The organism is Amycolatopsis sp. NPDC031561 (assembly GCF_055580625.1).
In genome coordinates this window covers 777,095-798,538 of the sequence record NZ_JBVILA010000001.1, presented here as the reverse complement: position 1 = coordinate 798,538, position 21,444 = coordinate 777,095, and the positions used below count along the sequence as shown (strand labels likewise).

20 protein-coding genes and 1 tRNA gene are annotated in these 21,444 nt (G+C 67.1%); 5 read left to right on the top strand and 16 right to left on the bottom strand.

Annotation, left to right across the window (positions count from 1 at the left end; all coding sequences use genetic code 11):
* Positions 1-3 precede the first annotated feature (3 nt).
* From ACZ5IK_RS03885 to ACZ5IK_RS03870, 4 genes are all read right to left on the bottom strand, one after another.
* Entirely contained in the window at positions 4-342 is a 339-nt protein-coding gene (locus ACZ5IK_RS03885) for an acyl carrier protein (RefSeq protein ID WP_465486430.1), read from the bottom strand.
* Position 343: 1 nt separating this feature from the next.
* Positions 344-3,382 carry a condensation domain-containing protein gene (locus ACZ5IK_RS03880; RefSeq protein WP_465486429.1) on the bottom strand — a complete coding sequence of 1,013 codons (3,039 nt, stop codon included), beginning with the start codon at positions 3,380-3,382 and terminating at the stop codon, positions 344-346.
* 47 nt (positions 3,383-3,429) lie between these two features.
* Complete coding sequence (locus tag ACZ5IK_RS03875) at positions 3,430-5,226, bottom strand: non-ribosomal peptide synthetase (RefSeq protein ID WP_465486428.1); 1,797 nt, start codon at positions 5,224-5,226, stop codon at positions 3,430-3,432.
* Between the two features lie 138 nt (positions 5,227-5,364).
* Complete coding sequence (locus tag ACZ5IK_RS03870) at positions 5,365-5,640, bottom strand: hypothetical protein (protein ID WP_465486719.1); 276 nt, start codon at positions 5,638-5,640, stop codon at positions 5,365-5,367.
* On the opposite strand from ACZ5IK_RS03870, the gene ACZ5IK_RS03865 reads away from it, so the two are divergent.
* Both ACZ5IK_RS03865 and ACZ5IK_RS03860 read left to right on the top strand, forming a co-directional pair.
* Complete coding sequence (locus ACZ5IK_RS03865; protein WP_465486697.1) at positions 5,548-5,925, top strand: cupin domain-containing protein; 378 nt, start codon at positions 5,548-5,550, stop codon at positions 5,923-5,925. The two genes, ACZ5IK_RS03870 and ACZ5IK_RS03865, sit on opposite strands and share 93 nt — an antisense overlap.
* 130 nt (positions 5,926-6,055) lie before the next feature.
* On the top strand, positions 6,056-6,622 hold the full coding sequence (locus ACZ5IK_RS03860) for a GNAT family N-acetyltransferase (protein WP_465486427.1): 567 nt from the start codon (positions 6,056-6,058) through the stop codon (positions 6,620-6,622).
* Between the two features lie 33 nt (positions 6,623-6,655).
* Here ACZ5IK_RS03860 and ACZ5IK_RS03855 read toward each other — a convergent pair whose 3' ends face one another.
* Positions 6,656-7,612: a streptomycin biosynthesis protein gene (locus ACZ5IK_RS03855; RefSeq protein WP_465486426.1), complete on the bottom strand. Its 957-nt coding sequence runs from the start codon at positions 7,610-7,612 to the stop codon at positions 6,656-6,658.
* 344 nt (positions 7,613-7,956) lie between these two features.
* On the opposite strand from ACZ5IK_RS03855, the gene ACZ5IK_RS03850 reads away from it, so the two are divergent.
* Positions 7,957-8,925, top strand: a complete 969-nt coding sequence (locus ACZ5IK_RS03850; protein ID WP_465486425.1) for a LysR family transcriptional regulator — start codon at positions 7,957-7,959, stop codon at positions 8,923-8,925.
* On the opposite strand, the gene ACZ5IK_RS03845 is transcribed toward ACZ5IK_RS03850, so the two are convergent.
* The 6 genes from ACZ5IK_RS03845 to nfi form a co-directional block, all read right to left on the bottom strand.
* Positions 8,873-9,205, bottom strand: coding sequence for a RidA family protein (locus tag ACZ5IK_RS03845; RefSeq protein WP_465486424.1), 333 nt, complete (start codon positions 9,203-9,205; stop codon positions 8,873-8,875). The two genes, ACZ5IK_RS03850 and ACZ5IK_RS03845, sit on opposite strands and share 53 nt — an antisense overlap.
* A 337-nt stretch (positions 9,206-9,542) precedes the next feature.
* Positions 9,543-9,616, bottom strand: a tRNA-Leu gene (locus ACZ5IK_RS03840).
* Between the two features lie 50 nt (positions 9,617-9,666).
* Entirely contained in the window at positions 9,667-10,167 is a 501-nt protein-coding gene (locus ACZ5IK_RS03835) for a DUF4231 domain-containing protein (RefSeq protein ID WP_465486423.1), read from the bottom strand.
* Positions 10,168-10,244: 77 nt separating this feature from the next.
* Positions 10,245-11,573 carry an NAD(P)/FAD-dependent oxidoreductase gene (locus ACZ5IK_RS03830; RefSeq protein WP_409490579.1) on the bottom strand — a complete coding sequence of 443 codons (1,329 nt, stop codon included), beginning with the start codon at positions 11,571-11,573 and terminating at the stop codon, positions 10,245-10,247.
* Positions 11,574-11,657: 84 nt separating this feature from the next.
* Positions 11,658-12,350 carry a uracil-DNA glycosylase gene (locus tag ACZ5IK_RS03825; protein WP_465486422.1) on the bottom strand — a complete coding sequence of 231 codons (693 nt, stop codon included), beginning with the start codon at positions 12,348-12,350 and terminating at the stop codon, positions 11,658-11,660.
* Positions 12,347-13,027, bottom strand: a complete 681-nt coding sequence (nfi, locus tag ACZ5IK_RS03820; RefSeq protein WP_465486421.1) for a deoxyribonuclease V — start codon at positions 13,025-13,027, stop codon at positions 12,347-12,349. Before nfi ends, ACZ5IK_RS03825 begins: the two co-directional genes overlap by 4 nt.
* Before the next feature lie 28 nt (positions 13,028-13,055).
* Between nfi and ACZ5IK_RS03815 the strand changes: the two genes are divergently transcribed.
* Both ACZ5IK_RS03815 and ACZ5IK_RS03810 read left to right on the top strand, forming a co-directional pair.
* Entirely contained in the window at positions 13,056-14,552 is a 1,497-nt protein-coding gene (locus ACZ5IK_RS03815) for a S10 family peptidase (protein WP_465486420.1), read from the top strand.
* Between the two features lie 134 nt (positions 14,553-14,686).
* Entirely contained in the window at positions 14,687-15,658 is a 972-nt protein-coding gene (locus tag ACZ5IK_RS03810) for a hypothetical protein (protein ID WP_465486419.1), read from the top strand.
* A 114-nt stretch (positions 15,659-15,772) separates the two neighbouring features.
* On the opposite strand, the gene ACZ5IK_RS03805 is transcribed toward ACZ5IK_RS03810, so the two are convergent.
* The 5 genes from ACZ5IK_RS03805 to ACZ5IK_RS03785 form a co-directional block, all read right to left on the bottom strand.
* Positions 15,773-17,494, bottom strand: a complete 1,722-nt coding sequence (locus tag ACZ5IK_RS03805; protein WP_465486418.1) for a S8 family serine peptidase — start codon at positions 17,492-17,494, stop codon at positions 15,773-15,775.
* A 76-nt stretch (positions 17,495-17,570) separates the two neighbouring features.
* On the bottom strand, positions 17,571-18,569 hold the full coding sequence (locus tag ACZ5IK_RS03800; RefSeq protein WP_410600451.1) for an ABC transporter ATP-binding protein: 999 nt from the start codon (positions 18,567-18,569) through the stop codon (positions 17,571-17,573).
* Complete coding sequence (locus ACZ5IK_RS03795; protein WP_465486696.1) at positions 18,562-19,554, bottom strand: ABC transporter ATP-binding protein; 993 nt, start codon at positions 19,552-19,554, stop codon at positions 18,562-18,564. The genes ACZ5IK_RS03800 and ACZ5IK_RS03795 overlap by 8 nt, the downstream gene beginning before the upstream one ends.
* 14 nt (positions 19,555-19,568) lie before the next feature.
* On the bottom strand, positions 19,569-20,522 hold the full coding sequence (locus ACZ5IK_RS03790) for an ABC transporter permease (RefSeq protein WP_101610586.1): 954 nt from the start codon (positions 20,520-20,522) through the stop codon (positions 19,569-19,571).
* Positions 20,515-21,441: an ABC transporter permease gene (locus ACZ5IK_RS03785; protein WP_101610587.1), complete on the bottom strand. Its 927-nt coding sequence runs from the start codon at positions 21,439-21,441 to the stop codon at positions 20,515-20,517. Before ACZ5IK_RS03785 ends, ACZ5IK_RS03790 begins: the two co-directional genes overlap by 8 nt.
* Positions 21,442-21,444 lie beyond the last annotated feature (3 nt).

Here is a 21,444-nt window from a genome sequence, read left to right as displayed (position 1 = left end):
GGGTCAGTTGCCCGCTTCGGTCGACTGGGTGCGCCGTGCCATGCCGAGCAACCGGCCGCGTTCGCGACCGCCGAGCTCCGCGGGTCCGGCGGCCTCCTCGCTGCCGAGCAACGCGGCCTGTGCCACCACCGTGCTGTGCTCGAAGAGGTCGGCCGCCCTGAGGTCGCGTTCGGTCATGCCGTTGAGCTGCTCCCAGAGCAGCAGCAACAGCAGCGAGTTGCCACCGGCGTCGAAGAAGTTGACCTCCAGCGGAACGGTTTCGACGGCGATGTCGAGCGCGTCCGCCCACGCGCTTCGCACCTTGCCGACGATGTCGGGCTCAGCGATCACGGTCTCGTTCACTTCAGTTCCCCTTATTCGCTTTCGCATCCGGATCAGCCGTCAGGTTCATCGCCTTCGTCACGAGCGCGGCGAGAAGATCGGTGATGGTGTCTTCGTCGAACAGGTCGCTCAAATAGGAAGCGGACAGCAGCAGGTCGCCGGCGAGTTCGGTGACGGTGAGCTCGAACTCGTACTTGACGTGCAGCGGCCGCAGCGGGAGGTAGCGGGCTTCGATGCCGGGAGACAGCTCGGCGGGCGACGGCACACCGTCGGCCGAAGCGAGGTACACCGGCGTCACCGGCGGCCGGTCGAGGCCGCGGTCGGGATGCACCGCCGACGCGATCGCGTCGAACGGCACGTCCGCGTTGCGGTAGCAGGAAACGCTCGCCTCACGGACCCGGCCGAGCAGTTCCCGCCAAGTGGGTTCACCGCTCGAGTCCACCCGGAGCACCAGTGTGTTGACGAACATGCCCACCGCGTTCGCGGACTCCGGCGCGTCCCGGCCCACCCAGGGGATCGCGAACAGGAAGTCCCGTTGCCCGCTCCGGCCGCCGAGGGTGCTCGCGAGCAGCGCCGCTGTCGCCATGAAGGTGGTACAGCCGAGTTCGCCGCAGACCTCGCGCAGCCGGGCCGTCAGCTCTTCCCCGAGATTCACCCGGCGGGACGCGCCGAGGGTCGGCTGGGTGTTCGTCCGCTGCCGGTCGTACGGAAGGAGCACATCGGTCGGCGCACCGTCCAATTCGGACACTCGCGCGGCGGCCCGCTCTTCCCGCGACGAGGCCGCGGGAGAGTTCAAACCGTCCACTTGGGACGGATGGACGGGTGCCGGAAGCTCGGCGGGTCTGCCTTCCCGCTCGGCCCGATAGGCCTCGGCCAGCTGTTCGGACAGGATCTGCTGCGACCACCCGTCGTTGACGACGTGGTGCGCGCTGACCACGACCAGCGTCCGGTCTTTCCGCGTGATGACCTCGGCGCGCGCGAGCGGTCCCGTCGCCAGGTCGAACCCGTCCCAGCTCACCTTCGCCAACCGGGCCTCGAGCCGGGCGTCGTCCCACCGTTCACCGCCGCTCACCATGATCTCGGGAGGCGGCGCGTCCGTGCGGTAGAAGAGCCGCCGCAGCTTCCGGTCGAGCTCGAACCGGGAGCGCAACGCGGGATGGCGGCCGAGGACCTGCTGAAGCGCCCGGCGGAGCGCGTCCTGATCGATCGCGCCCCGCAGCTCGATCACCATGGGGAGCACGTAAGCCGACCGCAGCCCGGCGATCCGGTCGAGGAACCAGAATCGCTGCTGCACCGAGGTCGCCGGGTACCGGTCGGCCGGATCCGGCGCCGCGCCGCCGGACTTTTCGACCGGCGCTTCGGTACCCGCGGCGAGCAACCGGCCGAGCCCGGCGACCGTGGGGTCGGCCAGGAAGTCGGCCGGGGGCACCCAGATACCGTGGCGTCGCTGAGCCTCGGAAAGCATGTGGACCGCGAGCAGGGAATGACCGCTGAGGGAGAAGAAGTTCGTCTCTGGAACCAAGTCCGCGACGGCGAGCGTCAGATCTCCCTTGGCCACCTTGGGCAGCACGTCCACGAAGAGGTCCGCGGCCCACCGCTGCTCCTCGGTGAACTCGCCCCGCCACACCTCGGCCGGCCACTCGGGCTCTTCCTCGATGCCTTCCGGGGCCCGCTCCCAGTCCGCCAGCCTGTCGTCGACATCGTCGATATCGGCGAGCAGGTCGCGAACGGTACTGCCGGGTTCGGCCACCGCCTTCGTGAGGACGGCCAGGAAATCGTCGCCGACGAACCGGCCCATGCCGCCGGGGTGGCGATCGGTCGCGAACTCGACCATGCCGGTGATCTCGTCGTGGTTCTCCTCCAGCAACAGAAGGAGGTCGAACTTGGCCGTACCGGTCGGAAGCTGGACCGGCGGAGTCCACAGCTCCGGAGCGGGCGGCTTCGGCGCCGGGACGTTCTGCAGCGCGAATCCCACGTCCACCAGCCCGACGCGGGCACCCTTCGCCGCGGCGACCTCAGCGGTCAGCTGGTTGAACGGGATCCGTTGGTAGGTAAGGGAACGGAAGGCCTCTTTCCGGGTCTGCCCGCAGAGTTCGGCGAACGTCCAGTCCGATTCCGAACGGCATTTCAGCGGCACGGTGTTGACGAAGAACCCGGCCAGCTTCTCCAAATCCGGATGCGGGCGGTTGGCGGCGAGCGTCCCCACCAGGAATTCCGGCTGCCCGGACCACCGCCGCAACACCAGCTGAAACGCGGCGAAGAGCAGCACATACGGTGTCGCGCGCAGGGTCTTCGCCAGCTCTCGCAGGTTCGCGACCACCGGTCCGGGCACCGTGAAGGTGTGCTGAGCGCCGGGAACAGAACCTTCCGGGGAGCCCGTCCGGGGCCGTCGGCCGGTGAGACTCAATCCTCCGGGCACGGCCAGCAAGTCCGCCGCGCGGTCGGCGACCCGTTGCCGCAGCTCGGGATCGGCGCCCGCCGCCCGGTCCCACACCGCGAAATCGGCGTACTGGATGTCCAGCCCGGGCAACGACACCGGCCGGCCCTCGAGCGCCGCCTGGTACGCCTTGCCGAGATCTTCCAGCAGCACCGCGATCGACCAGCCGTCGACGGCGATGTGGTGGATCACCAGCAGGAGCGCGTCCCCGGGCGGAGCGCCGCGCCACAACGTACAGCGCAGGAGCGGCCCCGCGGCCAAGTCGAACGGCTTCGCGGCTCGTTCCTCGGCTTCCGCGCGGATCCGTTGTCCCGCGTCCCTGACGCCGTCGAGTTCGATCACCTCGACCTCGACTGCCTCAGGGTCCTCGACCACCTGCACCGGCTGTCCATTTCGGACCTGGTACGTCGTGCGCAGGATCTCGTGTTTCGCCACCACGGCGGTCAAAGCGGCGCGCAGCGCTTCGGCGTCCGCCCGGCCGCGCCAGTTCATCAGCATCGGAACGTTGTAGGTCACCGAACCCGGTGTCGTGGCGTCGATGAACCACAGCCGTTCCTGTGCGAACGACAGCGGCGCGACACGAGCGCCCGACCGGGTCAGCGCGGGCAAGGTCGAGTTGGTCAACAGTTCCCCCGGTGGATCGTTGCTCCGTGGACGCGGGTGGCCATCGGTTACGACGCCGACGTGCGGACGTGGACCGCCAGCGCGTCGAAGGATTCGGCGAGCAGTACGTCGGCCGGTTCCAGCGGAACCGCGTACCGCTGCTGGATCCGGGACGCGACCTGGACGGCGAGGACGGAGTTCCCGCCGATGTCGAGGAAGTTGTCGGCGGCGGAGAAGTTCGACCTGCCCAGCACGTCTCGCAGGATTCCCTTGACCTGGCTGAGGACCGGGTCGTCGGAAGAATCGTCTTCGGCCGGTTCGTCGCGGCCCGCTTCGGCGAACAACGCGACCATCCGGGCGCGGTCCGCTTTCCCGGTCGCGCCGACCGGCAGCTCGGGCAACACGTGCCAATGGGCGGGGATCATGTAGCCGGGCAGTTTCGCGGTCAGTTCCCCTGCCAGCGCGCTGGTCGGATCTTCGCCTGTTCCCTTGGCGGGCAACAGGAACGCGACCAGCTCGGCGGACGCCCCCTCACCCACCTTTTCCACGAACGCGGCATCGACGAGACCCGTGGAAACCGCGACCCGCTCGATCTCCTCCAGCTCGATCCGGAAGCCGCGCAGCTTGATCTGCCGGTCCTTCCTGCCGAGCATTTCCAAGGCACCACCGGCGACCTCGCGGACCAGGTCGCCGGTCCGGTACACCCGCTCACCGGTGGACGGCGCGATCACGAACCGTTCCGCGGTGAGTTCGGGGCGGTTCAGGTAGCCGGTGGCCACCCCGGGCCCACCGAGGCACAGCTCACCCGATTCCCCGGCGGGCACCGGGTTCAGGTCTTCGTCCAGTACGTGGACCGTCGTCTTCTGCAGGGCGTACCCGATGGGGATCCGTTCGGCACCGGCCAGGCTTTCGGCGGTGCATTCGAAGAAGGTGGCGAAAGCGGTGGCCTCGGTCGGCCCGTAACCGTTCACCAGCCGGGCGGGCGGCCGCGCGGCGAGCACCCGCCGGACCGCGGCGAGGTCCAGCTGTTCCCCGCCGACGACCAGGTTCTTCATCGAGCCGAAAGCGTCAGGACGCTCCCAGGCCACCGTATGGAACAGCGACGTGGTGAGGAACATCGTGGTGATTTCCTCGGTGCGCACCAAATCCGCCCAGGCGTTCATGGTGACGTCGGTGAGCAAGGGAAAGGGCACGATGGTCCCGCCGGAGGTGAGCGTGCTCCAAATCTCGCAGGTGGTCACGTCGAAGGCGGGATTGCACGTATTCGCGACGCGATCGCCCGGGTCGATCGTGCAGTAGTTCGGATCCACCACCAACCGGTTCACCGCGCGATGCGGGATGACGACGCCTTTCGGCCGTCCGGTGGAACCCGAGGTATACGTGACGTAGATCGGATCTTCGCCGGCCACGGCTTCGACCGGTGCCGTCGAATCCGTCTCGCCCGGCTCTTGCGGCACCGAAAGCACCCGCACGCCCGAAGGAAGACTCGCCCGGCGTCCGGCCTCGGCCTGTGGCGCGCAGATCAGCACCCGCGAGCCCGATTCCTCGACGATATCGGCGATTCGGTCCGCGGGAGCGTGGACGTCCAAGGGCAGGTAGGCGGCGCGGGCCCGGACGACACCGAGGAAGGCCACCACCAAGTCGAGGGAGCGTGGGAGATCGACCGCGACAAGATCGCCGGGGCGCACGTCTTGGCTCATGAGAACCTCGGCGAGCCGCCCGGCGTGCTGCCAGAGCTCACGGTAATTCATCGACCTTCCGGTGACCGGTTCGCGCACCGCGCAGGCTTCCGGTCGCAGCTTTACCCATTCCTCCACCAGGGTCGCTATTCCCTTGGCGGAGGCAGGCGCCGAGAAAGAATTCACCAGAGAAGGTTTTGTCCTTGTCGCGTGTTCGGCAGAGCCCATGAAGCAACATCCCCCAGAACATGATTGAACAGATCATGACCTTGCCAGGCAGTAGAAGCCCGCCTGTATGACCGCACCCCAGCCCCGATCGCCAAGCTAGGTGATGCGGGCGGTGCCATCAATACGCCAATCGAGGCAAGGATTCGCCCGCGTCGCGACCAAGGCGGTCACACCCTGCGGATCATGGATATCTTTTGCCGCATGACACTTCCCGCGATCTTTCTTCGCGCCTCGGACAAAGGTGAAGTACTCACCTACGGTGACGGCAATGTCTCTTTGGTGCTGGCTTCCGGTGACGCGACAGGCGGAGCGTTCTCCGTTGTCGAGCACCGGCTTCGGCCCGGCGCGAGCGGCCCGCCACTGCATCGCCATGAACGCCTATGCGATTCCTTCTACGTATTGGAAGGAACAGTGACGCTACGCATCGGAGAGCGCACAGTTTCCGCGGGCCCCGGCTCGTACGCCTGTTTTCCTCCCGGCGTCGCGCACTGCTACCGCAACGACACCGACGCCCCGGTGCGCATGCTCAACATCAACGCGCCGGGCGGCTGGGATCGGGTACTGCGCGCACTGATCTCCGCCGGGGGCGACCGGCCGCTCGACCAGACCGAGATCGGGCGCATCTCCGCCGAGCACGACATGATCGTCCTGGAATAGCGCGGGCCGGTGTTCGACCGGGAACTCTCCCCACTCGAACACGAACGGTCCGGGATTCCCCGCCTTTTTCTGCGGTAACGTCCAATCAACCGATCAAAACGAAGTCAACCGATCAAAACGGAGGATCGCCTTGCTGCGTCACCGCCTCGCCCCGGACGCGGATCTCCGCGCGCTCGAACCCTGGCTGGCGGCCGAATTCGCCGCCTACGTCCACCGGAACCGGGAGCATCTGGCGCCGTGGCTGCCCTGGGCCCGGACCATCGTCGACGATGAGACCGCCCGGCAGTTCCTCCAGCGGTACGCCGATCAGCAGGCCTCCGACGGCGGACGGATCTACGGGATCTGGCTGGACGGCGAACTCGCCGGCGGCACGCTGTTCCGCATCTTCGAACCCCGGACTTCGACCTGCGAGATCGGTGTCTGGCTCGCGCGGGAAGCGCAAGGACGCGGGCTGATCCAGCAAACGGCCAGGCTGATGATCGACTGGGCCGTCCACGAGCGTGGGATGAACCGCGTCGAATGGCGCACCTTTCCGGCGAACGACCGGAGCATCGCCGTGGCACGGCGGCTCGGGATGAAGCGCGAAGGCACACTTCGCGAGGCGTTCCCCATGGACGGCGTCGGTCAGGACATCGAGGTGTGGTCGATCCTCGCCGCCGAGTGGCGGGCGGCGAACCCGCCCGCCACGTCCGACTGAGCGAGCTCGATCAGCGGCCGCCGGGAAGCACGCTCACTCGGCGGCCGCCGGCCTTTCCGGCCGGTGCTGCTCCAGCTGACGGGCGAACTCGCGCCAGGATTCGGCGCAGCTGCGGGCGATGTCCGCCACCGCGACACTGCAGTGCTCGGGGATACCGTCGACCAGCCTGTCCCAGCCCTCCGTCCCGAGTACATGGACATCGAGCAACCGGAGCACGGTGCGTCCCGCTTCGGTGAACCGCAAGGACGGGTCCATGCGCAAGGCCTCCAAGGCCGCGACGGCGTCCTCGGCGAGCGAATCGGCCGTATACCTGTCGCCGGCCTCGGAGGCCGCCTGATCGCGATGTGGCGGAGCCGGGAACTTCTTGCCACGACGCTGCCGCAACGGAACCGGATCCTGGCCACGCCGCAACCGTTCGCGCACATCCCTCGCCGTGCTCACGGAGACGCCCGCGGACTGCGAGATCTGACGCAACGGAGCCTTCGGGTCACTGGCGATCAGGTCGCGTGCGCGGAGGCGGCCCTGTGCGGCGTTGAGCGGGCGGACGCGCCCGTCCAGGCCGACCCGCGTGTCCGGTTGCGGGACGTCCCCCGCCGAACGGGACCGGATGGCGGCCACGGTTTTGTGCGCGAGTCCCGTGGTTTCGGCGATCGCGCGGTCCGACAGATGCGGATGGGAGCGGATGATCCGTGCCGCCGCCGACGCGCGATCGATGGGGGACAACGGCAGCCCGTGCGTGGAATTGAGCCGGACCGCCAGCAAGAACGCGTCCAGGTCGGTACCGTCGAAGTAGCGCACCGCGATCAGTTCTTCACCACGGAGCACGGCCGCCCGCAACCGGTGCATCCCGTCGATCACCCGCATCGTCACGCGATGCACGACGATCGGCGGCAAGCTCGCGTCCAGCTCCGCCAGCTCACGCACATGCTCTCCGTCTTCGCCACCGATCCTGGGCGAATCGGAGGGCAGCAGTGTGGCGATCGAAGCCATGACGACAGGCCCCCGATCATCTTGATGCCCGTATTCCCCGGCATCTCCGGTATTCACGTCCAAGACCTGTCCCCCGTCGAATCCCACGCTGGAAACGTCCGACCCGGATACCGCCCCCAAGACGGCATCTGACCTATGACTATCGTTTGACGCACCGAAAAGGGAATCGGTTGCCCTCGCCGGAAAAAATCCCCGCCGGCGCGCGTTTCCCTTACATCCACCCAGATTCGCGTACTTCACCCTCCCACACCGGCCCCCGGCACCACGCTCGACTGCCCCCTCCTCCGCCCTTTCGTCGCCGAAGTCAAGCCGCCGCGTCCACGAACGGCGTAAGATCAAGCGCTGTGCCTTCAGAGCTACCGGACCCGGTTTTGCTGCGAACGTTCGTTTCCGTCGCCGAACGCGGATCGTTCACCGCGGCGGCCTCCGCGGGTGGATACACCCAGTCCGCGGTTTCCCGGCAAATGGCTTCCCTAGAAGATGTTTGGGGTGTGGAACTGTTCGCCCGGCGGGCTCGCGGCGTCCGGCTCACCCCCGCCGGAGAACACCTGCTGCCCCACGCGAAAGCGCTCCTCGAACGGTTCTCCGACACCATTCGCGCACTGGACGCCGTACGGCGGCTCGACGTCGGGCACTTGCGGATCGGCGCATTTCCCACCGCGAACCTGGCACTGGTTTCCGGCGCGCTGAAACGTTTCCAGTCCCGGCACGAGGGAATCTCGCTGGCTTTACGGGAAGGGACCACCGAGCGCCTGCTGCGCCTGTTAGGGGCGGGCGACCTGGACATCGCCGTGGTCAGCACCCACAAGAATCCCGATCTCACCGGCATCCACCTGGATCATCTCGTCGAGGACCGGATACACGTCGCCCTGCCCGGAGAACATCGGCTGGCGTCGCGGGACGAGGTCCCCATCGCCGAACTGGCCGACGAGCACTGGATCGTCGCGGACACGGTCGAGGCCGTGTCCGCGCTGCAGGCCACCTGCGCCACCGCCGGGTTCATCCCGCACACGCCGCTGCGCGCCGGCGAGTGGATGGTCAAACTCGAACTGGTGGCCGACGGGCTCGGCGTGGCCCTCGTCCCCGGCATGATGACTCCCCACATCCCGGCGAGGATCGCCGTGCGGCCGCTCGCCCCCGATCCGCCGAGACGGACCGTGTACGCGGCGGTTCCCCCGCACGCGCACCGATATCCGGCGGTGTCCGCGTTCCTCGAGGATCTGCGTTCCGTGGCCGCCGATCTGGCGAAGACCCCGGACCTCACGCCGGAAGCGAAACGACGAGATCGACTTCCAAAAGCGCGTCGGGATTGAACAGCCTGCTCACTTCGACGGTGGTGCTGGAGGGCGGCGTCCCGGTCAGATGTTGTTTGCGAATGGCCAAGTAGCCCTGCAATTGGTCCATGTCGGTCAAGAACGTCCGGATGTTGACCACGTCGTCGAAACCGGCGCCGTGCGCGGCGAGGATCTTGCCGAGAATGTCGAAAACCCGCTCCGTCTGCTTGCCGACGTCGCCCTTCCCCACCAGCGCGCCTTGGTCGTCGACGGCGATCTGCCCGGAAACGTACAGCAGGGCGCCGGAGTCTCCATTCACGCGAACGGCGTGAGAGAAGGCCCCCGGAGGCGGCGCGGGTACGCCGGGCGGGTCACTGTGCACAATACGAGGCATTGCCGGACTCGTTTCGATCGACGCGGGCTCGCGGGCGGGAATCCTTTATGACTACCGGAAATCCGCCGGCTGCTACGTTTCCGGCCGACGGGTCCAGGTCATCGCACGACCACCTTATGGTCGTCCGCGGCACGCGACCAACGAGCGTTTCTCATGGCAATCATGCGAGATCGGCATGGCTCGTCGGGGAATCGGTTCAGTTGAATTTTCACCCGACCGGCCACACCAGCCTGCCGAAGCGGCTTCGTGAGGATGTTGTTTGTGCCCCGGACGGGGATCGAACCCGCACTGGGTCGATTTTAAGTCGACTGCCTCTGCCAGTTGGGCTACCGGGGCACGGGCAAGCCTAGGCGATGCCCCGGGCGGGTGGTCACCGAGGCCGGGGCCTAGTTCGCCTTGTCCGCTTGGCGGTACTTCAGCCAGCTGTTGCCGACGAGGTCCCAGATCGCCTGGTACTCGTCGAACTTCTCGCGCAGGACGGTCCGGTCCAGCTCGTCCGGCGGCGTGGAGGCGATGTAGTAGGTCAGGTCGTCGCGCAGCCGGTAGAACTTGTACTGGCCTTCCTCCATCAGCACCCACAGCGAGCGCCAGGCGAAGAACGGCTCCAGCACGTTCACCACCGTGACGACGGCGACCAGTGCGAACGCTGTCCCCGTCCAGGGATTCAGGTTCTGCAGGCCGAGGATGATCGTGGAGGCCGCGGACAGCAGCAACGCCAGGATCCGCAGTACGACGGACCTGGTGCGGAACCGGCGTTTGCGGATCCGCGCGTACTTCGTCCCCTGCTCGATCCGGTCCACGAGGTCGTGGGCGAGTTCGAGCGGGGTCGATCCCGGCTTGGGGAGGGCCGACTGGACGGGCGGCTTCAGCTTCCGGAATGCCTGCACCGGCACACCCTAAACGCCGTGAAGGCCTCCTTCCCTACTCTCAAGGTAGGGAAGGAGGCCTTCACGGAGCTACGAGCTCAGGACTTCGACAGCCTGTCGAACTCTTCGCGCGGGTTGTTGATCTGGCCGAGCGAGATGACCTCGCGCCGGAACAGGCCACCGAGCATCCAGTCGAACAGGATGCGGATCTTGCGGTTCCACGTCGGCATCGCCTTGAGGTGGTACGCGCGGTGGAAGAGCCAGGCCGGGAAGCCCTTGATCTTCAGGTTCAGCGCGTCGGCGACACCCTTGTGCAGGCCGAGGCTGGCCACCGCGCCCAGGTTCTTGTGGTAGTAGTCCTTCGGCTTGCCGCCGCGGATCACCTTGATGATGTTCTTCGCCAGCAGGCGCGCCTGGCGAACGGCGTGCTGCGCGTTCGGCGGGCAGGTCGCCGTCGGATCCTGCTCGGTCCGCGAGAGGTCCGGCACGGCGGCGTTGTCACCGGCGGTCCAGACGTCGGGGTGCCCGACGACCTGCATCGCGGCGGTGGCCTCGACGCGGCCGCGCTTGTCCAGCGGCAGGTCCGAGCTCGCGAGCACCGGGTTCGCCTTCACGCCGGCGGTCCAGATGATCGTGTCGGTGTCGAATTCGGTGCCGTCCGAAAGCACGACATGGCCGTTTTCGAACGACTTCGCCGCTGTCGACAAATAGACTTCGATGCCGCGCTTCTCGAGCTGCTCGACGGTGTACACACCGAGCGTCTCGCGCACCTCGGGGAGGATCCGCCCGGCCGCCTCGACGAGCACCCAGCGGATGTCCTCGACCTTGAGGTTCGGGTAGTAGTTCTCCACCGCGAAGCGGGTCATGTCCTCGAGTTCGGCGAGCGCCTCGATACCGGCGAACCCGCCGCCGACGACGGTGAACGTCAACAGGCGCTTGCGCTGCTCGGGGTCGAGCGTGCTGGCGGCCTCGTCCAGCTTCGTCATGACGTGGTTGCGCAGGTAGATCGCCTCGCCGATGGTCTTGAAGGCGATGCCTTCTTCGACCAGGCCCGGGATCGGCAGGATGCGCGCGACGGCACCGAGCGCGACCACGAGGACGTCGTAGTTCAACTGCTCGACGTGCCCGTCGGCGGCTTCGACCGTCACGGCCTTGCGGTCGTGCTCGATCTTCGTCACGCGCGCGGTGAGCACGTGGCAGCGCTTGAGCACGCGCCTCAGCGGCACGACCACGTGCCGCGGTTCGATCGCACCGGCCGCCGCCTCGGGCAGGAAGGGGGCATAGGTCATGTGCGGCTGCGGATCAACGACCGTCACGGACGCTTCGTTGGCCCGGAGCATCTTCTGGAGCCCGTACGCCGTGTAGAGCCCGACGTACCCACCACCAAGGACGAGGATCCGTGTCGGTTCCGACTTAACACCAGCCATATTTCTATAGTCGCACCCATGCGCTGAGATCGCTCGTGTACCCCATCCCGCTGTGACCAGCGTCGCCACGGTTTCCGCACCGATTCAGTTCAGGCCCGCCGCCGAGGTCGCGGAGGCCATGACGTCGCACACCATGTCAAGGGTCAGCCTGCCGGTCTGGACATTGCGCTGCGACACGTGGTAGCAGCCGAAGAGGCGCAGGTCGCCGAGCCGCACCTCGGTCCCGTGACCGAATTTCGGGCGTGGCGCGGGCACCGGCCAGCCCGCCTCGGCGAGCACCGGCAACAGCGCCTGCCACCCGAAAGCGCCGAGGACCACGACGGCCTTGAGCGTCGGTTTCAGCAACGCGAGCTCGGCCGCGAGCCACGGACGGCAGTTGTCCCGTTCCTCAGGTTCGGGCTTGTTCGCGGGTGGCGCGCATCTCACCGGGGAGACCATCCGGGTGCCCCTCAGTACGAGACCGTCACCCGGATGGGTCGACGTCGGCTGCGAGGCGACACCGACCCGGTGAAGAGCCTTGAACAGGACGTCACCGGAGGGATCGCCGGTGAACATCCGGCCGGTCCGGTTCGCACCATGCGCCGAAGGGGCGAGGCCGACGATCGCCAGCGACGCGTCCGGCGGTCCGAAGCCGGGCACCGGCCGGGCCCAATAGGTCTCGTTCGCGAAGGCCGCGCGTTTGACCACGGCTATCTCCTCGCGCCACGCGACCAGCCGCGGGCAGGCGCGGCAGCCGACGACCTCGGCGTCGAGTTCGGCGATGGAGCGGAACCTCATAACGCCTCCTTCAACGCGTCTCGGGCGAGGCGGTCGGCGTGCCGGGTCGTCTCCGGCTGACGGAACGCGGGCGACAACCGCAACACCTGGCGGCACGCGTTGTCCAGGGAGATCTTGTGGCCGGTGGAGACGTAAACGGGCTTCACCCCGTCCTGGGTGCGCAGGACCATGCCGACGACCTCGCCGTCGTCCACGAGGGGTTCCTTGGCGCCGCGCTCCCGGCCCGGCTCGCCGTGCTCCCCTATGAAGCGGGTCTTGCCGACGCCGAGGGTGGGCAAGCCGGTCACGACGCCCAGGTGGCACGCCAGCCCGAACCGGCGCGGGTGGGCCAGGCCGTGCCCGTCGCAGACCAGGAGGTCCGGCGTGTGGTCGAGCGCGCGCAAGGCTTCGAGCAGCGGCGGCAGCTCACGGAAGGCGAAAAGGCCCGGTTCGTAGGGGAACGAGACCTCGGAGACGACGGTCCGCTGCTCCACGACGCGGAATCCGGAGGTCTCGAGCGTGACCGCCGCGGCGGCGATGAGGCCGCTGCCCTCGTCGTAGGCGACGTCCAGCCCGGTGACCGTGACGATCTCTTGTGGACAACGGTCCTCGGGATCGACCAGGCCACGCAGGGCTTCCTGGATCCCGACCGCTTCGGCGACCGTATTCGGCCGATCATGCGCAGAGACGATGTCCACCCGTACAGAGTGCCAGTAGGTTGGAGGCATGCCGGACACCAATCCCGAGGAAAAGGCCACCGACGAGAAGGACACCCCGTCGGTGGAAGCCAAGGTCGAACCGATCGACGACCTGGTCACCACGAAGCACACCCTGACGCTCAAGCGCAAGAAGCTCGCGTACACGGCCCAGACCGGGCGAATCGTGCTGCGGAAGGAGGTCATCACCGACGGCAAGTCCGAAGGCCACCAGGCCAAGGCCGAAGTGTTCGTGACCTCGTACACGCTCGACGACGCCGAGTCCGGCTCGCGCCCGGTCACGTTCGCCTTCAACGGCGGCCCCGGCTCCGCGAGCATCTGGCTCCACCTGGGCCTCCTCGGCCCGCGCCGCGTGCTGTCCGGCGACGTCGACGACCCGGCGGCGCCCCCGTACGGGCTGACCGACAACCAGGAAACCCTGCTCGCGCACAGCGACCTGGTGTTCATCGATCCGGTGTCGACCGGCTACTCGCGCGCCGTGGACGGCGAGAAGGCCAAGGACTACCACGGGTACACGGCCGACATCGAGTCCATCGGCGAGGTCATCCGGCTGTGGGTCTCGCGCAAGCAGCGCTGGCTCTCGCCGAAGTTCCTCGCGGGCGAGTCGTACGGCACGCTCCGCGCGGCCGGGCTGGCGGCGCACCTGCAGGAACGCCACGGGATGTACCTGAACGGGCTCCTGCTGATCTCGTCCGTCCTGGACCTGGGCACCCTGCGGTTCACCGAAGGCAACGACCTGCCGTACTCGCTCTACGTGCCGACGTACGCGGCGATCGCGCACTACCACGGCCTGCACGGCGAACGCCCGCTCGACGACGTCCTCGCGGACGCCGAGGACTTCGCGGCCAAGGAGCTCCCCTGGGCCCTCGCCCGCGGCGCCCGTCTGTCCACACAGGACCGCGCCGAAGCCGTCGCGACACTCGCCTCGCTGACCGGGCTGAGCGAGTCCTATGTGGACCGGGTGAACCTGCGGATCGAGCACGTCCGCTACTTCACCGAACTGCTGCGGAACAAGGGGCTCGTCGTCGGCAGGATGGACGGCCGGTTCACCACCTGGGAGCCGGACGGCGGCCGCGAGCACATGAGCGACGACCCGTCGATCTCGCGGATCATCGGCGCCTACTCGGCAGGACTCAACCACTACGTGCGCGCCGAACTCGGCTACGAGAACGACCTGCCGTACGAGGTCCTTTCGACGGACGTCTTCAAGGCCTGGTCGTACTCCGACTTCGAGGGCCGCTCTGTGTCCTCTGTGGACTCTCTCGCCACGGCCATGCGGACGAATCCGCACCTTCGCGTGCACGTCGCCTTCGGTCACTACGATGGCGCGACTCCTTACTTCGCTTCGGAGCACGTCCTCGCGCAACTGCAGATCCCTGAGGAACTGCGGGAGAACATCGACACGGCCTACTACCCGGCCGGGCACATGATGTACGTGCACGAGGCCTCACGGGTCCAGCAGTCGAAGGACCTGGCTAAGTTCGTGAAGGCCGCCTCGGCCCGCTAACCCCTCCCCACGCGCGCGTGTGGGGCCCAAAGAGTGTCATGAAAGGGGCTTTCAGGACGTTTTTAGTCCTGAAAGCCCCTTTCATGACACCTTCGGGTCGGTTTCTGTCGGGGCACAGGGCGACGATCCTGGACGTGAACACCACAAAGCTCGTACAGACCCGATCCCTACTACTCGAGAACAGCAGCCACGGCGTAATAGCCGCAGGGCGGCTCGAACAACTGGGCGTACCCCAGCGAACCACCTATCGCAGATGTCAACCAGGCGGACCCTGGACTCACCTGCTGCCGGGCATCGTGCTCTTGTCCCGCACCCCTCCGACGACACGCCAGCGCATCGAAGCGGCACTGCTGCATTGCGATCGTCGCGGCGTGGTGACCGGATTCGAGGCACTCCGTCTCTACGGACTGTCCACGGCGCTCAAGAGCAGAGCGGTTCATGTGCTCGTCCCGGAAGAACACAAGTTCACCAACGCGAACTTCACCATCGTCGAGCGGACCAAGCACTTCCCTGACTCGGTCATCCTCGATGGCGTTCCTCTCGCTCCGCCCCATCGGGCGGTACTGGACGGGCTCCGCCGGGTGCGGGATTTCGATCTGGTGAGCGCCACTCTGCTCGAAGCCCTCGAGTCAGGCCTGTGCACTCATCAGGACCTGGTGGCCGAACTGGACTCTGGCAGTCGCAGAGGTACCGCTCTACCGAGATCCGTGTTGCACAGACTCGAAGACGACGTTCGATCCGTGCCGGAACTCGACGCGGTCGCCCTGTGGCGGAGCGCAGGATTTCCCGAGCCCCTGTGCAATGTCAAGATCTTCGATCACGAAGGCCGATTCGTCGCTATGGCCGATCTCTGGGACGACGGGGTCGCCATGGCCTGGGAGATCGATTCCTGGGAGTTCCACCAGAAGGGTGCGCTCTTCGCGAAGACCGTCGAGCGGAACAATCGCTACGCGGCGAGCGGAATTGTCGTGGTGCAGACATTGCCGAGCAAGCTACGTTCCGACCCCAAAGCAGTCATCCGCGAGTTGAGAGCGGCGCGCAAATGGGCGGCGTCTCGACCGAGGCCGGCGGTGACGATCGCCTTGCCCCGGAAACGCTCCGCATAACGTCCCCCAGATGTCATGAAAGGGGCTTTCAGGACGAATTTCGTCCTGAAAGCCCCTTTCATGACATACCCAAACACCGCCCCATTCACTGAAGCGGCACCCAGGAGCGAGAGGTCAGCCTCGCAGGTACTGGGAACCTCGGGTCACGGCCGACCAGGCGTCAACCGCGCCATGGCCGTAGAAGCCGTTGAACGAAGCGTCACCCGTGCAGGTGGCGGTGAACGACGCGTCCCGGCCTTCCTTCAGGTAGTCGACGGTCCGCGGCACCGGGCAGGCGATGTCCGAAGCCGTGCCCTCGAGCACCCGCTGCACCGCGTCCGGGTTCATCCCGAAGTCGCGGGAACCCTTGCCGTACTGCGAAACGATGAGCGCCGCGACACCGGTCGCGTGCGGCGACGCCATCGACGTCCCCTGCAGCCACTGGTAGTAGCCGACGCGGCCGTCGGCGGCGGTCGCCTTCTGGACTCCGGCGGTGACGCCGTCGGGCGTGATGTTCCCGGCCGCGTCGATGTTGCCTTCCGCGACGCCGACGTTGCGCGGGTAGGTCGAGAGGATCTGGTTCTCGACCGTGCGGTACCACGGGGTGCCGAAGTAGTCACGGAAGTATCCGCCGGGTGCGGAGACCGAGATCTGCTCGACGCCGTAGTTCGAGTAGTCCGCCTTCGCCTGCGACGGGCCGAAGGACGAGACGCCGATCGTGTGCGGGCCTTCGATGGGCAGCGAGAGGCAGCTCGCGTTGTCGATCTGCCGCGAGTGCGTGCTGCCCGACGGGTAGCCCGGGCTCGACGCGTCCGGCTGCGGGGCGGCGAGGTCGCTGTGCTGGTTGCCCAGCGAGACGACCTGCGTGACGCCCTTGCGGTGCGCGTAGTTCAGCGCGCGGGTCGTCGCCTCGATGATGGTGCGCTGTTCGGCCTGCTGCGCGGGGGTGTCCGCGGCGTTCGCGGAGCAGTTGTACAGCCACGGATCCGTGTAGAAGCTCATGTTGACGACGTCCACACCGGCGTCGCCCGCGTAGGTGATCGCGTCCACGGTCGACTGCAGGAAGAAGAAGCCCGAGTCCTGGCCGGCGCGGATGTTCACCAGCGTCACGTTCGGCGCGACGCCCGAGACGCCGAAGCCGTTCGCGGCGGCGCCGATGGTTCCGGCGACGTGCGTGCCGTGCCCGTTGTCGTCGTGGTCCGCCGGGTCCTTGCAGCTGCGGAACTCACACGGACCGTCGACGACGGCGCCATTCACGTCGGCGACGATGTCCTTCGTGAAGTTCCGCGACGCGGCGAGGTCGAAGTTCGGCGCGATGTCCGGGTGGCTCGCGTCGACACCGGTGTCGATGATGCCGACCTTCACTCGCTTGTCACCCGGCTGCTTGGTGCGCGAGAGGTCGGAACGGACGGACTGGAGACCCCAGAGCTGATCGTCGAGGGGGTCCATGCCGACGGCCTTCGGCTTCGCCGGCTTCTTGGCCGACGCGGCGCCGCGGCTCTCCTTCTCGACGACGTTCGGCTTGACCTTCGCCTTGCCGTTCTTCGGCGCGGTGCCGATCGGCTTCGCTTTGGCCGCACCGAAAACGGAGCGGTCGGCGGAGACCCGCTCGGCGAAACCGTTGGCGGGCGCCGACGCGGTGATCAAGCCGACGGCGGCGTTGCTGGTCACGACGGTGCCACCGGCGGCGCGGATCGCCCTTTCCACCGACGCGACACTCTGGCCTTCACGGGCCAGAACGGAGAATTCGGTCGCCGCGCCGGAAAGCTGCGGCTGCGCGGACGCCACCGGGGCCGCGACGATCGCGCCGAACAGCGGCACCGCGAGCGCGACGACAAGAGATCTGGATCTTTTCATTTCCTGCCTCCTGAAGAAAACGATTCATGAAAACTACGTCAGTGATCCCACGCGATCAACGAAGTCCCTACCAAAGTCAGGGGACGACAGTTTTTTCCTCCGCGAAATGACAGGCGGACAAATGCCCACCGGTCCGCGTGATCAATTCGGGTTCCTGATCCGCGCAAAGGTCCTGCGCCTTCCAGCACCGGGTGCGGAACCGGCAGCCCGACGGCGGGTCAAGCGGGCTCGGCACGTCACCCTCCAGGCGGATCACCTGCCGCTGCCCGCGCAACGCGGGATCCGCGACCGGCACCGCGGACAACAGCGCCTGCGTATAGGGATGTGACGGATGCTCGTAGATCTCCTCTTCCGTCCCCATTTCCACGATCTTGCCCAAGTACATCACCGCGACCCGCGTGGAAAGGTGACGCACCACGGACAGGTCGTGTGCGATGAACACATAGGAAAGGCCGAATTCCTTCTGCAATTCACCGAGCAGGTTCATCACCTGCGCCTGGATCGAAACGTCCAGCGCGGAAACCGGCTCGTCACAGATGATGACCTTCGGCCGCAAGGCCAGCGCCCGCGCGATCCCGATGCGCTGACGCTGCCCACCGGAGAATTGGTGCGGATAGCGGTTGATGTGCTCGGGATTCAGCCCGACGACGTCGAGCAGCTCCCGCACCTTAGCCGCCCGCGAACCCTTCGGCGCCACCTCGGTGTGGATCTCGAAAGGCTCGCCGATGATGTCGCCGACGGTCATCCTCGGGTTCAGTGAGGTGTACGGATCCTGCAGCACGATCTGGATCTCACGCCGCAGCTTCCTGAGTTCGGCTCCCCGCAACGCGAAGATGTCACGGCCCTCGAAGGTCGCGAGCCCGCCCGTGGGTTCCTCCAGCCGCATCAGCACCTGGGCCAAAGTGGACTTACCGCAGCCGGATTCTCCGACCACGCCAAGGGTTTCCCCCGGCATGAGATCGAAAGACACCCCGTCGACCGCCTTCACGTGGCCGATCGTGCGTTTGAAGAGAACCCCGGCTCGCACCGGGAAGTACTTCACCAGGTTTTCGACGCGCAGAATGGGCTCAGACACGGCCGCTCACCACCTCGTCGGCGAAGTGGCAGGCGCTGACCCTGCCGAAACCGAGGCTGTGCAGCGCGGGTCGTTCGGACTCGCACCGGCTTTCCGCCCGGGGGCAGCGTGGATGGAACGGGCAGCCGGGCGGGACGTTCAGCAGGCTCGGCGGCAGGCCCTTGATGGTCTCCAGCGTCTGTCCTTTGAGGTCGAGCCGCGGCAGCGAGGCCATCAGCGCCTCGGTGTAGGGATGCCCCGGCGAGCGGAACAGTTCGGCGACGTCGGCCTGTTCGACGATCCGGCCCGCGTACATCACCGCGATCCGGTCAGCGACCTCGGCGACCACCGCCAGGTCGTGGGTGATCAGGATCAGCCCCATCCGCCGTTCGGCCTGGATCTCCGCCAGCAGGTCCATGATCTGGGCCTGCACGGTGACGTCGAGCGCGGTCGTCGGCTCGTCCGCGATCAGCAGATCGGGGTCGAGCGCGAGCGACATGGCGATCATCGCGCGCTGCCGCATCCCACCCGAGAACTGGTGCGGGTACTCGCGGATCCGCCGGGCGGCGGCCGGGATGCGCACGGTGTCGAGCAGTTCGATCGCCCGCCTGCGAGCGTCCTTTTTGGACATACCGAGCCGGACCCGCAGCTGTTCCTCGATCTGGAATCCCACGGTGAAGACGGGATTCAGCGCGGAGAGCGCGTCCTGGAAGATCATCGCGATCTCCCCGCCCCGCACTTCACGCCGCCGCTCTTCGGTGGCGGTGAGCAGATCCTCGCCTCGGTAGCGGACGGCGCCGCCGGTGACGACGGCGGGCGGGCTGTCGAGGATGCCCATCACCGTCTGGGCGGTGACACTCTTGCCCGAGCCCGATTCTCCCAGCACGGCAAGGGTTTCCCCGGCGTGCACGGAATAGTCGACGCCGTTGAGCACCGTCGCGACACCGTCCGAAGTCCGGAACTCGACGTGCAGGTCCTCGACTTCGAGGAGCAGTTCGTTTTCGATGGAGGACAAGCCGATCACCGGGCCTTCGGATCGAGCGCGTCGCGGATCCCGTCACCGAGCATGACGAACGCGAGCACGGTGACGGTGACGAACCCGGCGGGGAACAACAGCATGTGCGGATTCACCCGGAAGTAGTCCCGCGCGTCGCTGATCATCACACCCCACGAAACGACCGGTGGCCGCACGCCGACACCGAGGTAGGCCAGTGTCGCCTCCGCGCCGATGAACGCGCCGAGCGCGATGGTCCCGTAGACCAGCACCGGGGCGACCGTATTGGGCAGCAGGTGCCGGAACACGATGCGTGGTGTGCTCGCGCCGAGCCCGCGCGCCGCCTTGACGTAGTCGAGTTGCTTGGCCACCAGCGTCGCCGACCGCATGATGCGCATCGCGACCGGCCAGCTCAGCGCCGCGATCGAGACGACCACCTGCACGATGATGGTGACCGCGCCGGGGTTCGTGCCGGGGGCGTTGAAGGTCGTCAGGATGACGATCGCGCCGAGCACGAACGGCAACGCCGCGAAGATGTCGCCGATCCGGGAGAACAGGCTGTCGACGAGACGGCCGTAGTACCCGGCGACGATCCCGACGATCGAGCCGATCAGGATCGTCAGCACGGTCGCGAAGACACCGACCAGCAACGACGCCCGCGCACCGTGGATGGTCCGCGCGTAGACGTCGTAGCCCTGGTTGTCGTAACCGAACCAGGCGTCCGCGGACGGTCCTTCGTTGGCGTGGGTCAGATCGCTGAACCCGGCCGCACGCGAACTGAACAGGTCGGGGGCGATCGCGACGAGCACGACGAACGCGATGATGACGGCGGAAATGACGAAGGACGGCTTGCGGCGCAGCGACCGCCAGGCGTCGCCGCCGAGACTGCGTGGCTTGTGCGCCACCGCGGAATCGTCGGCGACACCGGCGGCGGCGACGTCCACGGAGGACACGCCGCCGGCCACGTTCGGGTCAGTCATAACGGATCCTCGGGTCGAGAACGGCATAGAGCAGGTCGACGGTGAGACTCACCAGCAGATAGACCATCACCAGCAGGACGACGACGCCGGTGACGGTGGCGCCCTCCCGGTTTTGGATACCGCGGAAGATGAGCCCGCCGATGCCGTTGATGTTGAACACGCCTTCGGTGACGATGGCCCCGCCCATGAGCGCGCCGATGTCGGTGCCGATGAAGGTCAGCACCGGGATCACCGAGTTCCGGAGCAGGTGAACGCCGACGACGCGGCTGCGCGGCTGTCCTTTCGCGACGGCCGTGCGGACGTAGTCGGCATGCCGGTTCTCCGCGATACTCGTTCTCATCAGCCGGGCGATGTAGGCCATGGAAAGACTGCCCAGCGCGATTCCCGGCACGATCAGCTCGCCGACCGTGGCGTCCTCGGACACGCTCGCCTCGATGAGGCCCAGTTCCGAACCCAGGATGATCTGCAGCACGATCGCGGTGACGAACACCGGGATCGAGATCAGGAACGTGGTGGACATCAGCACGAGGTTGTCGAGGAAACCCTTACCGCGCAGGCCGGTCAGGATGCCGGCGGAGAGCCCGATGATCGCCTCGATGGCCACCGCGATCAGCGCGAGCCGCACGGTCACCGGATAGGCGTTCCCGATCAGCTCGCCGACCGAGACGCCGTTGAAGGTCTCTCCCCAGTCGCCGGTGAACAGGTTCCCGAGGTATTTGAAGTACTGGACGAAGATCGAATCGTCGAGGTTGAACTTGGCGGTCATCATCTCGATGTAGGCGGGCGGGCAGGCGACCTGACCGCATTTGCCGGCGAACGGGTCACCGGGTACCGCCCACACGAGCGCGTAGATGAGGAAAGTGGTGCCGAAGAAGACGGGGATGAGCTGGAGCAGTCGTCGGAGGATGTACTGGGACATGGG

Coding starts and splice junctions, on each gene's coding strand:
- ACZ5IK_RS03870 (WP_465486719.1), bottom strand. CDS start 5,640: ATGGCGATGCAGTGGCGGGCCGCTCGCGCCGGGCCGAAGCCGGTGCTC.
- ACZ5IK_RS03855 (WP_465486426.1), bottom strand. CDS start 7,612: ATGGCTTCGATCGCCACACTGCTGCCCTCCGATTCGCCCAGGATCGGT.
- ACZ5IK_RS03830 (WP_409490579.1), bottom strand. CDS start 11,573: ATGGCTGGTGTTAAGTCGGAACCGACACGGATCCTCGTCCTTGGTGGT.
- ACZ5IK_RS03825 (WP_465486422.1), bottom strand. CDS start 12,350: ATGAGGTTCCGCTCCATCGCCGAACTCGACGCCGAGGTCGTCGGCTGC.
- ACZ5IK_RS03815 (WP_465486420.1), top strand. CDS start 13,056: ATGCCGGACACCAATCCCGAGGAAAAGGCCACCGACGAGAAGGACACC.
- ACZ5IK_RS03805 (WP_465486418.1), bottom strand. CDS start 17,494: ATGAAAAGATCCAGATCTCTTGTCGTCGCGCTCGCGGTGCCGCTGTTC.
- ACZ5IK_RS03790 (WP_101610586.1), bottom strand. CDS start 20,522: ATGACTGACCCGAACGTGGCCGGCGGCGTGTCCTCCGTGGACGTCGCC.
- ACZ5IK_RS03785 (WP_101610587.1), bottom strand. CDS start 21,441: ATGTCCCAGTACATCCTCCGACGACTGCTCCAGCTCATCCCCGTCTTC.